The 13,855-nt window shown below is 40.5% G+C and carries 12 protein-coding genes; 9 read left to right on the forward strand and 3 right to left on the reverse strand.

Annotated features, from left to right (window positions below; translation table 11 throughout):
• Positions 1–47: 47 nt before the first annotated feature.
• Positions 48–767: a MerR family transcriptional regulator gene (locus AC1Z3K_RS07850; protein WP_461732402.1), complete on the reverse strand. Its 720-nt coding sequence runs from the start codon at positions 765–767 to the stop codon at positions 48–50.
• Between the two features lie 79 nt (positions 768–846).
• Here AC1Z3K_RS07850 and AC1Z3K_RS07855 point away from each other — a divergent pair, with 79 nt between their 5' ends.
• Positions 847–1,575 carry a glucosamine-6-phosphate deaminase gene (locus AC1Z3K_RS07855; protein WP_426084584.1) on the forward strand — a complete coding sequence of 243 codons (729 nt, stop codon included), beginning with the start codon at positions 847–849 and terminating at the stop codon, positions 1,573–1,575.
• A gap of 186 nt (positions 1,576–1,761) precedes the next feature.
• Here the strand turns inward: AC1Z3K_RS07855 and AC1Z3K_RS07860 are convergent, their stop codons facing one another.
• Entirely contained in the window at positions 1,762–2,487 is a 726-nt protein-coding gene (locus AC1Z3K_RS07860) for a DUF2087 domain-containing protein (protein WP_461732403.1), read from the reverse strand.
• A 479-nt stretch (positions 2,488–2,966) separates the two neighbouring features.
• Here AC1Z3K_RS07860 and AC1Z3K_RS07865 point away from each other — a divergent pair, with 479 nt between their 5' ends.
• The 4 genes from AC1Z3K_RS07865 to AC1Z3K_RS07880 all read left to right on the forward strand — a co-directional run bounded on the left by AC1Z3K_RS07865 (position 2,967) and on the right by AC1Z3K_RS07880 (position 7,566).
• Positions 2,967–4,070, forward strand: a complete 1,104-nt coding sequence (locus AC1Z3K_RS07865; protein ID WP_461732404.1) for a toxic anion resistance protein — start codon at positions 2,967–2,969, stop codon at positions 4,068–4,070.
• Between the two features lie 11 nt (positions 4,071–4,081).
• Positions 4,082–4,768, forward strand: a complete 687-nt coding sequence (locus tag AC1Z3K_RS07870) for a hypothetical protein (RefSeq protein WP_461732405.1) — start codon at positions 4,082–4,084, stop codon at positions 4,766–4,768.
• A gap of 19 nt (positions 4,769–4,787) precedes the next feature.
• On the forward strand, positions 4,788–6,479 hold the full coding sequence (locus tag AC1Z3K_RS07875; protein ID WP_461732406.1) for a VWA domain-containing protein: 1,692 nt from the start codon (positions 4,788–4,790) through the stop codon (positions 6,477–6,479).
• Positions 6,480–6,867: 388 nt separating this feature from the next.
• Positions 6,868–7,566: a hydrolase gene (locus AC1Z3K_RS07880; RefSeq protein ID WP_426084579.1), complete on the forward strand. Its 699-nt coding sequence runs from the start codon at positions 6,868–6,870 to the stop codon at positions 7,564–7,566.
• 236 nt (positions 7,567–7,802) lie between these two features.
• Here AC1Z3K_RS07880 and AC1Z3K_RS07885 read toward each other — a convergent pair whose 3' ends face one another.
• On the reverse strand, positions 7,803–8,312 hold the full coding sequence (locus AC1Z3K_RS07885) for a hypothetical protein (RefSeq protein ID WP_426084578.1): 510 nt from the start codon (positions 8,310–8,312) through the stop codon (positions 7,803–7,805).
• 240 nt (positions 8,313–8,552) lie between these two features.
• Between AC1Z3K_RS07885 and AC1Z3K_RS07890 the strand changes: the two genes are divergently transcribed.
• The 4 genes from AC1Z3K_RS07890 (at position 8,553) to rny (ending at position 13,747) form a co-directional block, all read left to right on the forward strand.
• The gene (locus AC1Z3K_RS07890) at positions 8,553–9,170 is read left to right on the forward strand and encodes an NAD(P)-dependent oxidoreductase (RefSeq protein WP_461732407.1); all 618 of its coding nucleotides are present in this window, start codon (positions 8,553–8,555) and stop codon (positions 9,168–9,170) included.
• 153 nt (positions 9,171–9,323) lie between these two features.
• Positions 9,324–10,571 (forward strand): competence/damage-inducible protein A, encoded by a 1,248-nt coding sequence (locus tag AC1Z3K_RS07895; protein WP_461732408.1) that lies wholly within the window; start codon positions 9,324–9,326, stop codon positions 10,569–10,571.
• Between the two features lie 103 nt (positions 10,572–10,674).
• Positions 10,675–11,718, forward strand: coding sequence for a recombinase RecA (recA, locus tag AC1Z3K_RS07900; RefSeq protein ID WP_426084575.1), 1,044 nt, complete (start codon positions 10,675–10,677; stop codon positions 11,716–11,718).
• Positions 11,719–12,190: 472 nt separating this feature from the next.
• A complete protein-coding gene (gene rny, locus AC1Z3K_RS07905; protein ID WP_426084574.1) occupies positions 12,191–13,747 on the forward strand; it encodes a ribonuclease Y in 1,557 nt (518 codons plus the stop codon).
• Positions 13,748–13,855 lie beyond the last annotated feature (108 nt).

Raw genomic sequence — 13,855 nt, forward strand, 5'->3', positions numbered from 1 at the left:
TGAAAAATTTTTCACTGGTGTCTTTAAATTATGAATCAAGCGGCTGATTACCATTTTGCCTGTAGAATTCTATAGCTGCTTTTCGTGTCTATTCCCGGCAGTTTTAGCAGATAAGTTGTACGGCTGGTATTTAGGTGTTTTGAATAATGCTCCTCGTGCGTATGAAGCTCCTGATAATCGGCATAGTTTTCTTGAGGAAGAGATTCTACTGCAATCCCCGGAAGCTCCATGTAGTAGGAGTAGCATTTTTGACCATCGTTCAGCTGCTGCTTTATCCCGCAGAAAAAAAGATAGCTTAGAGAGAGATTTCTTTTTAGCAGTTCTTTTCGGAAGTACATACTTGCTGCGACCCATTCACTGCCATAGTCAAAAACGGCTGTATCATTTTTACAAGAGACTTCTAAAGTTGAGAAAAAAGCAGGCTGACTAGCTGTCATTTGTGTTTCAAATAGGATGCTTGTGATTCGTTTGATTCGAGCGATTTTGTCTTCTTCTTTCTGGATGTAGCCGGCTATTTTTTTGATCGTTTGTTTGCTAATCTGATTTTCTGCAATAAATTCGGCGATATCCTGCAAGGTTAAACCGAGATATTGAAGGGTCTGGATTAAAAAAATAGTCTGCTTCTGGTCAATTGTGTAATACCGGTAGTTGTTTTCCGGATTAATATAGACAGGAGCAACTAAATTTAAATTGCTATAGTATCGTAGTCTTTGAATCGATATACCGCAAAGTTCAGCCATTTTTCCAATAGAAAGCAAGTCTTCCATTTTTATATCCTCCTCTTGACTCTATAGTAGCTATAGACATTATTATAAAGGAAAAATAAAGAAAGAAGGCGTAGAAATAATGAAAATTATTGTAGAAAAAGACTATGAGGGAATGAGCAGCAGAGTTTCAGAGAAATTAATAGAAGCAATTTATGGCGGCAGCTTTCAGAATATTTCTGTCACAGCTGGCAGCAGTCCAATTCGAGCGTATGAAATTGCCTCAGCTCACATTCGTAATCATGAGATTAATCCTCAAATCACTTTTTTCAACTTTGATGAAATTCCATTTAAAAAGAGCGGTGGTGATGGTGTGACAATTACTAACTTAAAGAAGAGCTTTTTTGAGAAAGCCGGAATTGCAGATGAACAGCTTCACAAGCTGACAATGGAGAACTATCAGACGCACGATGCATATCTTGAAAGTATCGGCGGTATTGACATTGTTTTTCTGGGAATTGGTGCTGATGGTCATTTTTGCGGAAACCTGCCGAATACCACAAAATTTGGTGATCAGACAAGTTTTGTATCAATTGACGCAAGACCAGATATGAAAGATATTCTATTAGGCGAGGTTGAAGGAGCTGCTGAAGAGCTGCCGGAAGGATATGTAACGATGGGACCGCGAAGCATTATGAATATTCCGGAAGTTATCATGATGGCTTCTGGGAAAGGAAAAGCAGCAATCATTAAAAAAGCTTTTTTTGGTAGTGTAACAGAAGCGGTGCCATCCTCTGTTTTCCAACTGCATCCTAACTTTACCTTGATTTTAGATAAAGAGGCTGCTCAGGAGATTGCTGAATTCATTTGATGTAAAAGCAGCTGCGGCACTATTTCTAGGAATCTAACAAGCATCAGATTACTAAAAGCTTGTTTACGGTTCTCACAATGTTGTGATTCCCGAAGCAAGGAAATACTGAAATACCGTTTATTCGGTTTTAGGGGACTGAGACAAATTTATGTCGCGCCCCCTTCTCTTTGTATTTCCAAAGCTAACCTAAAGTTTCCAGTATTTTTTTCCGTCATTGGTTCGACCGAGAAAGCCGTATTGAATAAGGTACCTGCGAATGGCAACATAGTCGTCAAAAACTTCGCTGATTATCTGGTTGATTTCTTTTTCTGAATAGGTTCTATTTTCTGCAAATGATTCTGCCAGGTACTGCAGCAGAACGATTTTGCTTTTTTCTTTGCTTGGAATTCGATTCGCTCTGCCGTTGTCATCTAAGAAGGACGCCAATGTCTTTTTCCGATACTCCTCACTAATCATAAAGCGGTCATCATAGGTTGCGATGCTAACTTCCTCTGCCGTCATTTTTTTATTCACCCTTTCCAGTAATTCAATTGCCGACAAGAGATATAGCGCCTGTCGTTTTTTTTCTCTTAGCTTGAACCGATGATTTCTAATAGTAGATGGACTAATTTCCAACTGTTCGGCAATTTCGTCATCAGTTAGATCGATGCTCAAAAGGCTCATAAGATTCTTTTGTGTGACAGAAATGCCAGAGACAGTTGTGGGTAGCGCCAGCAGCGCCTTTAATGGTCCGCCATGCTTTTTGTGAAGGTGGTCGTTAACGGCGTAAATACTGTTGTACAAGTGCTGGTCGATTGGATAAATCTCCTCTTTATTAAATGCAGCTCCACAGTAAAGACAGATGTAGTCTGACTCTTCTTCAAAAAAACCATTGATGATAATTTCTTCATTCAATTTCTGATTCTTGCCCATAGTAATTTCTCCCTGTTCTATTTGTTTATAATGCTATTTTAAGCTTAATTTACGATTTTGTCTATTTATTTATAGACAAAAATAGATTATGTTGTTTTTTGCGAGTGCGGTTTATAATAGATAGATTCATAATGAAGTAACAGTTCGGCTATTTAAACAGCAGCAGGACGAAATAGAGGAGTGTCCGGGAAAAGCATAAAGAGCGGTTGGCAGTCGTATGGAAAACAGGGGATAATGAAGCTTATTATTTGAAGTGAAAATAGAGAAATACATTCATTTAACAGCTGTTCAAATTATAGTGTTTCACGGATTTTTTTGACAGGCTAGTGACAGGAGCCTATAAATAATCTAAAATAATAGTTATACAACTTTTTCACAAGAGAAGTTTTTACATGATGAAGGGTGTCAAAGAATAAAAGAATCAGAGAAATGTCTATCAATAAGAGGATGAATAATAAAAAAGAAAGGTGTGTTAGTTTATGGATGAGTTTACATTTGGTGCACCACAGGAAGAGACGAAGAAAATTGAGCAGCTGCTTGAGATAGAGATTAAACAGCCGGAAATTCAATTGACCGAAGCTCAGGTTGAAGCAATCGATAAATTAAAAGATCAGATTGATATTAATAACGTGATGGGTGTAATGACCTATGGAGCGAAGGAACAATCTCGTTTATCTGAGTTTTCAGATCAGGCGCTGGATAAGGTTAAAAGTCATGAATTAGGCGATGTTGGTAAAATCATTAATGAGCTGGTCATAGAGCTGGAAAGCTTTGATCCGGATGAAAACGACGGATTTTTGACAAAACTGTTTAAGCGGGGCAAAAATAAAATCGAAACAATGATGATTCGATTTGAAGATGTCAACGCGAATGTTTCCCGAATTTTAAATAATTTAGAAGGTCATTACTTAACAATAACGAATGATATCCTGACATTGGAAGAAATGTCTGAGGCCAACAAGCTGTTTTATCAGAATTTATCAGTCTATGTGGCTGCTGGACAAGCGAAAATTATTGAGCTTAAAGGAACAACTTTGCCGGAGCTTCAGAATAAAGCGGCTGGGCAAAATCAGGAAGACCTGAACAATCTCTCTGAGTTTTCCGATAAATTGACTCAATTTGAAAAAAAGGTTCATGATTTAGATATGACAAAGATGATTAGCCAACAGCTGGCGACTCAAATTCGCGTGATTCAGAACGCAAACAAAGCAATGGCTTATAAAATTCAGTCGACAATGACAAATACAATTCCAATGTGGAAGCAGCAAATGACCATTGCGCTTTCAGCTCAGCATACACTGTCCGCAATTGAAGCAGACAATGCCGTTTCTGATATTACAAATGAACTGTTTAAGAAAAATGCGGAGAAAATTCACCATGTCTCTACGCAGGCTGCAGAATCTTCGGAAAAGAGCATTGTGGATATTGAAACTTTAAATGAAGTGAATACACAGACTATCGCTGCATTGAAGGATATTCAAGTAATTCGTGAAAAAGGAGCAGCGAATAGAAAGCATGCTCAGGAGGAAATGCTGCGTATGCGCACAGAGCTCGCCAATGCACTAATTGATGTAACGAAATGAGGTAGAACGGAATGACACAGAAGAGAATACGATTCCTTTTAATAGGAACAGGGGCGATTGGAGCACTGGTCTGGATTGCTGTTCGAGTCCTTTTATTGGATTTTGATGCTGCGGTTATCAGCTATGGTTCAAAAACCGTTCGAACATTCAATACCATTGCCACAGCCGGTCTGATTGTTGCTGCACTGGCCGTAGCCGGTCTGATTATTGTGGTGTTTTCGCAAAAGAAAGAAGCAGCTCCGAAAGCTGGCGGAAAGCCAGCTAAAAAAGCCGATCAGCACTATGACGGCAAAGATATCGTAAGCAAACTGGATAAGCTCTATGAGACACACACGGTTTATCAAAAGGATATTGTTGAAGCTAAGAAAATGATTGATCAAATTGACGGCTGTATCGAGGATTTACTAGAGCTGCAGGCGGATAATGAATTTGAAATATTAGATAAAATCGAGTATTCCATGCGTCAGGCCAAAATGCAGATATTACAGAATACCAAAAGCATTGTTAACCGAATCACCATTGAGGGCGATCCTCAGGAAATTACCAAGCGTTTGAATACAAATTCGGAAATTCTAAAACAAGTAAGAGGATTATTACACGAAACCGTAAATTATCTGGATTCTAAATCTCCATCAACTAGAGGGGATTTAGACAGTATGACCAAGGCATTGCAGTCGCTAAACAACACAATCGAATAACTAAGAAGGAGCTTTTACTATGAAAATCAGGGGAATAAAGAGGCTTGTTGTGGGGAGTATCATCCTGACAGCCCTCTTTTCAGGATGTACAACAGGGAACGACGGGAAAATCGACAGCGGATCTGGAGATATCAAAAATCTTTCGAAAGCCGATGCTCAGTCAGAGCTGAAAAGCTACGTGAAGAAAATCGACGCCTCAACGGCAGAACTGAAGCGGGATATTGATACAAGTTCAATGAACGAAAAGGAAGAGCTTCCGCCAATTGATAAAACGTATCCTCTGACTGTAGAAGGAAAAAACCAGATTAATGCAGAAATTTTTGTCAGTCCGGAAAAAGCCGGCAGCGGGAAAGACGGTCTGTTTGTTGAACTGGCTGAGGAATTTAATAAGAAGAACAGTACGATTGACGGAAAGACTGTTTCAGTTTCTATCCGTTCGATGGCTTCTGGTACTGGGCTGGATTATATCGCTTCTGAAAACTACGTCCCGGACGGCTATACACCATCGAATCTTTTGTGGGGGAAGATGCTGGAATCAAATGGGACAGCTTTGACAACAGTGGCAGATAGAACCATTGGAAATACGGGTGGTTTGCTAATGAAGGAAGCTACTTACGATGAAATCGTCAAGAAATATGGAGAGGTTAATATTGAATCGTTGGTGAAGGCTGTAACGGATGATGGCATGCTGTTAGGCTATACAAACCCATATACCTCTTCAACAGGTCTTAGTCTATTGACTCAGCTGATGAATCAATTTGATGCGAATAATCCATTAAGCGATCAGGCTGTTTCTTCTCTACAGGCATTTCAAAAGGATTTACCGTCCACATTATTTAATACACTTCAATTAAGAGAAGTAGCGAAAAATGGTTCAGTGGATATCATGTCGATTAGTTATCAAACATATATCAATACACCGGAATTTAAGCAGTATAAGTACGTGCCGCTGGGGATTCGGCAAGATTCACCGATGTATACGATGAATACAGCTTCTGAAGAAAAGAAACAGGTAGTTGCTGAATTTACAAAATATGTTCAAGAAGCTGAAAACCAGGAAAAAGCCTCTTCTTATGGCTTTAATCAGCTGGATGATTATCAGCTGGAAATCGATAATATCGACGGGGCAATTGTTTCCTCAATTCAAAAGCTTTGGAAAGAAAATAAAAATGGCGGAAAACCTATTATTGCTGTGTTCGTTGCAGATGTTTCCGGCTCTATGGATGGCGCGCCGATTAACTCATTAAGACAATCTTTACTAAACAGCAGCAAATATATTGGTGATGATTCTTACATTGGCTTAGTTTCATACAGTTCAACAGTCACTGTGGAGCTGCCAATTGAGCGGATGGATGCTAAGCAGCGTGGTTACTTTACCGGAGCTGTTAAAAACTTGACAGCTGATGGCGGAACAGCGACATATGACGGTGCATTAGTCGCCCTGAATATGATTCAGGAGCAGCTAGAGAAAACACCAGATGCCCGGCCGATTATCTTTGTCCTTTCTGATGGCGAAACGAATGAAGGCTATAGCTTTGACAAAGTAGCGCCTATCATCAAAGGCTTAGGTGTAACAGTAAATACGATTGGCTACAATGCCCAGCTGGATGAACTAAAAAAACTGTCCAGCATCAATGAAAGTGCAACGATTAATGCGGACAGCGATGACGTTGTCTATCAGCTGAAGCAGCTGTTTAATGCAGAGCTGTAATTAGCAAGCAAGAATGAGGATGGGACAGAAGTGTTTATTTCCAAAGGTCTTGCTCCTGCGGTTACTCGTCGCAGTTAAGTGCTTTGCGAGTGCTCCTGCGGTTACTCGTCGCAGTTTAATGTTGGTATGTGCTACTGCTCCCGCCGTTTATTCGGATTCCACGTGAGTAAGATATAACTCAATGAGTTATGTCCCACTCAATTTAATCAAGAAAAAAGGAGAGCCTGAGATCTGACAGATCTTGAGGCTCTCTGACTCTATCTAAATTCTGTTCAATTAATGAACGATAGTCTATACTGCGTAAGAACAAACTACAACGTGCATTAAAAAAATGATAGTGGCTGTATGTATAGAAATATAAACACTAAATAAAAGGAGATATGTCTAGATGGAAAAAACACCCAAATATATGCCAGAGTTGTCCTCCGAGCTGAGACAAAGCATTATTAAAATGCCGAAAGCAATTCGAGAAGCGAGCGGCATCAGCATTTATGGAAAGCGGATAAAAAGTATTATCTACACGATGGATGTAGCGGTTATTGCGAACAATGACGCTGATGCAATTTTAGCAGTCTATCCATGGACACCGAATACTCGGATTTTATCTGCTATTTCTCAAGTAGCTCAGGCACCAATCTTTGCCGGAATCGGCGGCGGCTTAACCTCTGGAAACCGTTCATCTCGTTTAGGTACTTTCGCAGAAGAGCACGGGGCTTACGGCGTGGTGCTGAACGGTCCTACAAATATTGAAACAATTATGACTGTGAATGAAGCTGTGGATATTCCCATCATGTATACAGTGGTCAACGATAAGCGGGATTTAAGCAAGCTGATTGAAGCTGGCGTGGATATTTTTAACGTAGCAGGAGGGAAAGATACGGTGAAGCTGGTAAAATGGATTAGAGCACAGTATCCGGAATTTCCAATTATCGCTTCTGGCGGCAAAACAGATGAACAGATTCTTGAAACTATTGAAGCTGGAGCGAATGCAATCACTTACACAACCTATGGTAAGACAGAGACCTACTTCCAGGAAAAAATGGAGCAGTATCGGGAACAATCGGTTGATGATACGATGGAAGCTTAAAGTGTATCGAATTGAAGGAAATAAAATAACAGAGGGCGGGATGTAGATAAATCCCGCTCTCTGTTTTTATTAGAAGCTGAGTGTTATTTTACTTTGTAAAGCACTAGTTGGGAGCAGTTAACCTTGATTTAGCAGCTGCTGGAGCTTTGATTTCCAAAGCTTTAAGCCTCATCTCTGTTGTTATAGTCAGTCAATGTTCTTAGTACAGGCAAGCTTAAAAAATACAATGATTTGATTTACAGCGTGCCCAGAACATATTGGAATTCGTTGAAGGCAGCTTCGTCGATACCGCCGTTCATTTGGAACAGCACGAGCTTTTCTTCGTTTACAGCTGTCCAGGATTTGAATTTAGGATCTTCGGCAGACAAGTCATCATAGAATTTTTTGACCTCCTGCAAATCAGCTAGGTTTGTGTAAACAGTTACACGGCCATTTAAATAGGAAGCGGTATATTCTGAATAGTAGACACCAAATATAACGCCCGTAGCCGCTTTCATTGGAGCCAGACCATAATCCTCCTGTGTCATATCCCGTTCTTCATACACAGCCAGTCCGGCGTCTTTAAATTTTTGAACAACCTCTTGTGCAGTGATGCTGGCTTGGGCTGGTGCTTCATTGGAAGCAATAGTAGTGCTGCTGGTGGTTTCCGAACTACTTGTTGCCGTCGTTTTTTTGTCCGGAGTGCTGCAGGACATCAGCAGGAAGCAACAGATACCCAATAAACTCAAAGTGACTCCTTTTTTCATATAGTTCTCTCCCTTATGTACGAAATACATTTTAACGTCTATTCTGTTTTCATTCTACCATTTTTTCAAAGTGTAAATCTATAAGATTATTAAAATATGCATGTAATTTTTTTAGAACCTGAAAAAGTTCTTCTGATTTGATTTAATTGAGTCTGACGACTAAAATTTAACTATAAACTATGTTTTTTTATGAGGAAACTACATAGAGTTAATACAGAAAAGAAAGGATGTTGGATTGTTATGAAAATAGCTGTACTTGGCGGAAATGGAAAAGCAGGTTCACTGATTATTCAGGAAGCAGAAAAAAGAGGATTTCAGACAACAGCAATTGTCAGAGACAAAAGTAAAGTTGGAGCGAATCAACAGGTGATTGAAAAAGACGTGTATTCATTGACGAGAGAAGATGTTAAGGACTTTGATGTATTAGTCTGTGCGCTAGGATTTTGGGGAAATGTTGAAGAATTTTCTATATCAATGAAACATTTGATTGGTCTCTTAGCAGGTCTTCCAACTCGTCTGCTAGTTGTTGGGGGTGCGGGTAGTCTCTATCTAAATGCAGATAGAAGTCAGCAGCTCAAAGATACCCTGCCTGATGAATATAAGGCGGTTCCGATAGCCATGGGTGAAAGTCTGCAGCTGCTAAAAGAATCTAAGGGAGTAAATTGGACCTATATTAGCCCTGCTCAAAACTTTGATGCAAAAGGAGATCGGACAGGTAAGTATTTTGCCGCAGGTGATACTTTGACAAAAAATGCAGAAGGAAAAAGCTATATCAGCTATGCCGACTATGCATTAGCGATGGTAGACGAAATTGAAAATAAGAATTATCCAAACCAGCAAATGAGTGTCTATTCTTAACTGGTCAATACAGAAAATTGATATAAGTTATAACCATTTTCAAATTGGACATTCCTTAAATTAATAAAAATCTCAGAGCTTTCCTGTAAAAAATGGTCTGTGGTAAAATGAATGAAAGAAATTTTACGTAGATTAATTGAGAAGAGGAAAAGTATGAAATCAGAAATTATTGCCGTAGGAACAGAGCTGCTGCTCGGTCAAGTAGTGAATACAAATGCAACCTTTCTTTCCGAAGAATTCGCCAGTCTCGGCGTTGAGGTATACTACCATACTGTTGTTGGAGACAACTTTCAGCGGCTGACTGATTTGCTGCAGGAAGCAGAAAAGAGAAGTGATTTGATTGTTTTATGCGGCGGTCTGGGACCAACCGAAGATGATTTGACGAAACAAGCAGTCGCAGAGCATCTTCATCGGGATCTTATTATAGATGAAGCGGGTGCTGAAAGGGTTCAGGAATTTTTCACGTTTTCTAAACGGCCGATGACCGAAAACAATATGCAGCAGGCGCTGACTATTGAGGGAGGAATAAGTATCCCAAACCCCACCGGGTTGGCTATCGGTACACTAATATCAAAGGCTGATACTAGTTATCTGCTGCTGCCGGGACCCCCGAGTGAGCTGAAGCCGATGTTTTTTCAGCATGTCCGTCCGTTAATCAAAGAGCTGTTTCCAGCAGCTGAGCAGCTGGTGTCTAAAGTTCTTCGTTTCTATGGAATTGGTGAATCTCAGCTAGTGACTGATTTAAAGGATTTGATTGATAGTCAGACGAACCCCACTGTGGCTCCTTATGCGAAGCCTAATGAGGTGACACTGCGTCTAACTGCTAAAGTGGCTTCTGAAGAACAGGGAGAAAAGCTGCTGTTTGAGATGGAACAGCGGATTATGGCAGTTGTAGGAGAGTATTTCTATGGTTATGGAGATGATAACTCGTTAGAAGCGACTACGGTGAAGCTGTTGACTGAGCGAGGCAAGACTATCACTGCCGCAGAAAGCCTGACGGCTGGGCTTTTTCAAAGTATGATTGGTAGTGTACAAGGGGCCTCGAAGGTTTTAAAAGGCGGCTTTGTAACATATTCGGAAGAAATGAAAGAAACTTTACTGGGGATTCCAGAAGCACTTATAAAAGAACATGGTGTGGTTAGCGAAGCCTGTGCAGCAGCAATGGCTGAGCAAGCGAGAAAGCTGACAGATACCGATTATGCAGTTGCTTTTACTGGCGTTGCTGGTCCTGATTCGCTGGAAAGACATCCTCCAGGCACTGTCTGGATAGGGATTGCTGAGCGGGGAGGAAAGACTACAGCAGAAAAATTCCATTTCACTAGAGACCGTCAATACATTCGATATAGCTCGGCGATGAAAGGGCTGGACCTAATTCGCCGAGCAATTCTAAAGAAAAAATAAAATGCGAATGTTTGTTCGCTTTCTTCTTGATTTTTACGAACAAAAAAGTTAATATAGAATTATCGGAAATAAACTATGTTTAATATATAAGGAGGATTATCAATTGGCTGATGATCGTAAAGTAGCACTAGATGCTGCATTGAAAAAAATAGAAAAGAACTTTGGTAAAGGCTCCATCATGAAACTGGGGGAAAAGATTGATCAGCAGGTATCAACAATTCCGAGCGGATCTTTGGCGCTGGATGTTGCTTTAGGAGTCGGCGGTTATCCTCGCGGAAGAATTATCGAAGTCTATGGTCCTGAAAGTTCTGGTAAAACAACAGTAGCGCTGCATGCTATCGCTGAAGTACAGAAACAAGGTGGAACAGCAGCTTTTATTGATGCCGAGCACGCACTTGATCCTCAATATGCTCAGAAGCTGGGTGTAAATATTGACGAATTGCTGCTGTCTCAGCCGGATACAGGTGAACAGGGACTGGAAATTGCAGATGCACTGGTATCCAGTGGAGCGATTGATATTGTGGTTATTGACTCTGTAGCAGCATTAGTACCTCGTGCGGAAATCGATGGAGAAATGGGTGCGAGTCACGTCGGGCTACAGGCTCGTCTGATGTCTCAAGCACTACGTAAATTGTCTGGTTCAATCAACAAGACAAAAACAATCGCTATTTTCATCAATCAGATTCGTGAAAAAGTGGGTGTAATGTTTGGTAATCCCGAAACAACACCTGGCGGACGTGCCCTGAAATTTTATGCCACTGTCAGATTAGAAGTGCGCCGTGCAGAGCAGTTGAAGCAGGGAACAGATATCATCGGTAACCGTACGAAAATCAAAGTTGTTAAGAATAAAGTTGCACCGCCTTTTAAAGTAGCAGAGGTGGACGTAATGTACGGTCTAGGTATTTCTCAGGAAGGTGAGCTTCTGGATATGGCTGTTGAGAAGGATTTGGTAGAAAAAAGCGGTGCCTGGTACAGCTACAATGGCGAAAGAATTGGTCAGGGACGGGAAAATGTGAAGGTCTACATGACGGAACATCCTGAAATGATTGAGGAGCTTTCTACTAAAGTTCGGGCAGCATATGGAATCGGTGATGGTTCTATCGTTGTTGAAGAAGGCCAGGAAGAACTGCCTTTGGATGAAGAATAATATAAATCATAAATTAACAGGTAAGTTTGCTTTTTTAGAGCACTTACCTGTTTTTTGATTTTTAAGATAGCTATAGAATTGGTGCAGCCTACAGCAGCACATTTGCTTTTGAGAATTATTTATCTGAAGGCATGGCTTTCAGATAACAATCATTTTGTGCTTCTCTTTATGAAGCCTTCCTTCCGAGAGCGAGCCGAAATGAACAATCATAAAATAACTGTAAGTGAAATTTTAAAAAATAGAAGTCAGACGATTGAAAATGAATGTCCAGTCTTTTGTTCACAGCTTTCAGACTGTCTGGCAGAGCGGTGTGATAATGGTTATTTTAAGTTGACACACTGAGGGACAAACATTAGAATAAAGTTGTGTGTATTTGTATGCACACAGTAGAAATATTGATAATGACATTAGTTTGTCAATAAACTACATGAATAGTTGAAATGAATAATAAGATAGTATGGAGGTGGAAACAATGGGTTTAGTCATTCCACTCGCTATCGTCGCATTAATTGTCGGTCTTGGAGTTGGGTTTTTTATTGCAAAATCTCGTCACGAAAAAGCAGTAGATGGTGCTAAAAACACTGTCGCTGGCATTATTGAAGATGGCCGTAAAGAAGCAGAGACTTTGAAAAAAGAGGCTTTGCTTGAAGCAAAAGAAGAAAATCAGAAGTATCGGTCAGAAATTGAAGGTGAGTTGAAGGAAAGCAAGTTAGAGTTAAAGACACAGGAAAATCGTCTGCTTCAAAGAGAACAGACATTGGATCGTAAAGATGATACTCTTGAAAAACGTGAAAACTCACTGGAAGAAAAAGAAATGAAGCTAGGTGCTAGACAGCAATTAATTGATGAGCGGGAAAAAGAAGTAGAACAACTGGTGGAAAAACAACATCAGGAAATTGAACGTATTGCTTCTTTGTCTAAAGACGAAGCAAAAAATATCATCATGGAGTCAACAGAACAAGAGTTAAGTCATGAGCTGGCTGTGCTGGTTAAAGAATCAGAACAGCGTGCAAAAGAAGAAGCAGATCGTAAAGCTAAAAATCTACTGTCATTAGCCATTCAGCGTTGTGCAGCCGATTCAATCTCAGAAACAACTGTTTCTGTTGTGAGCCTGCCGAACGATGAAATGAAGGGTCGGATTATCGGTCGTGAGGGTCGGAATATTCGAACGCTGGAAACACTGACTGGTATTGATTTAATTATCGATGATACGCCGGAAGCAGTTGTACTTTCAGGGTTTGATCCTATCAGAAGAGAAATCGCCCGGATGACACTTGAACGCTTAATTCAGGATGGCCGGATTCATCCAGCCAGAATTGAAGAGACTGTTGAAAAATCCCGGAAAGAAATGGATGAACGGATTCGCGAGTATGGCGAGCAGGCTGCTTTTGAAGTTGGCGCACATACACTTCATCCTGATTTAATTAAGATTTTGGGACGTTTACGTTTCCGTACCAGCTATGGTCAAAATGTATTGAACCACTCAATTGAAGTTGCGAAGCTGACTGGTGTTCTGGCAGCAGAGCTAGGTGAGGATGTACAATTAGCGAAACGTGCCGGACTGATGCATGACATCGGAAAAGCATTAGACCATGAAATTGAAGGTTCTCACGTGGAAATTGGCGCTGAACTGGCTGCTAAATATAAAGAGAATTCAGTCGTAATAAATGCGATTGCGTCTCACCACGGCGATATCGAAGCAACTTCAGTTATTTCTGTATTAGTTGCAGCAGCGGATGCTCTATCAGCAGCAAGACCTGGGGCACGCAGCGAGTCATTGGAAAACTATATTCGCAGATTGGAAAATCTGGAAAATATTTCTAATAGCTTCACTGGTGTTGAATCTAGTTTTGCCGTGCAGGCCGGACGTGAAGTTCGCGTTATGGTTAAGCCGGAAGAAATTTCCGATTTAGAAGCTGTTCGTCTGGTTCGAGATATTCGTAAGAAAATCGAAGATGAACTGGATTATCCAGGACATATCAAAGTCACTGTCGTTCGGGAAACCCGTGCAGTTGACTACGCAAAATAGTTAAGTAAAGCTGAGATAGTGACTGTCTCAGCTTTTTTTGTACCTTTTTTTGAGCGGTTTGCTAAAGTGATTCATGTCCTACTCACGTGGAATCCGAATAAACGGTGG

This window comes from Enterococcus sp. LJL128 (genome assembly GCF_056924295.1).

Bases quoted from the DNA above. Each gene is read 5' to 3' on its own strand.
- AC1Z3K_RS07850 (WP_461732402.1), bottom strand. From the start codon at position 767: ATGGAAGACTTGCTTTCTATTGGAAAAATGGCTGAACTTTGCGGTATA.
- AC1Z3K_RS07855 (WP_426084584.1), top strand. From the start codon at position 847: ATGAAAATTATTGTAGAAAAAGACTATGAGGGAATGAGCAGCAGAGTT.
- AC1Z3K_RS07860 (WP_461732403.1), bottom strand. From the start codon at position 2,487: ATGGGCAAGAATCAGAAATTGAATGAAGAAATTATCATCAATGGTTTT.
- AC1Z3K_RS07865 (WP_461732404.1), top strand. From the start codon at position 2,967: ATGGATGAGTTTACATTTGGTGCACCACAGGAAGAGACGAAGAAAATT.
- AC1Z3K_RS07870 (WP_461732405.1), top strand. From the start codon at position 4,082: ATGACACAGAAGAGAATACGATTCCTTTTAATAGGAACAGGGGCGATT.
- AC1Z3K_RS07875 (WP_461732406.1), top strand. From the start codon at position 4,788: ATGAAAATCAGGGGAATAAAGAGGCTTGTTGTGGGGAGTATCATCCTG.
- AC1Z3K_RS07880 (WP_426084579.1), top strand. From the start codon at position 6,868: ATGGAAAAAACACCCAAATATATGCCAGAGTTGTCCTCCGAGCTGAGA.
- AC1Z3K_RS07885 (WP_426084578.1), bottom strand. From the start codon at position 8,312: ATGAAAAAAGGAGTCACTTTGAGTTTATTGGGTATCTGTTGCTTCCTG.
- AC1Z3K_RS07890 (WP_461732407.1), top strand. From the start codon at position 8,553: ATGAAAATAGCTGTACTTGGCGGAAATGGAAAAGCAGGTTCACTGATT.
- AC1Z3K_RS07895 (WP_461732408.1), top strand. From the start codon at position 9,324: ATGAAATCAGAAATTATTGCCGTAGGAACAGAGCTGCTGCTCGGTCAA.
- rny (WP_426084574.1), top strand. From the start codon at position 12,191: ATGGGTTTAGTCATTCCACTCGCTATCGTCGCATTAATTGTCGGTCTT.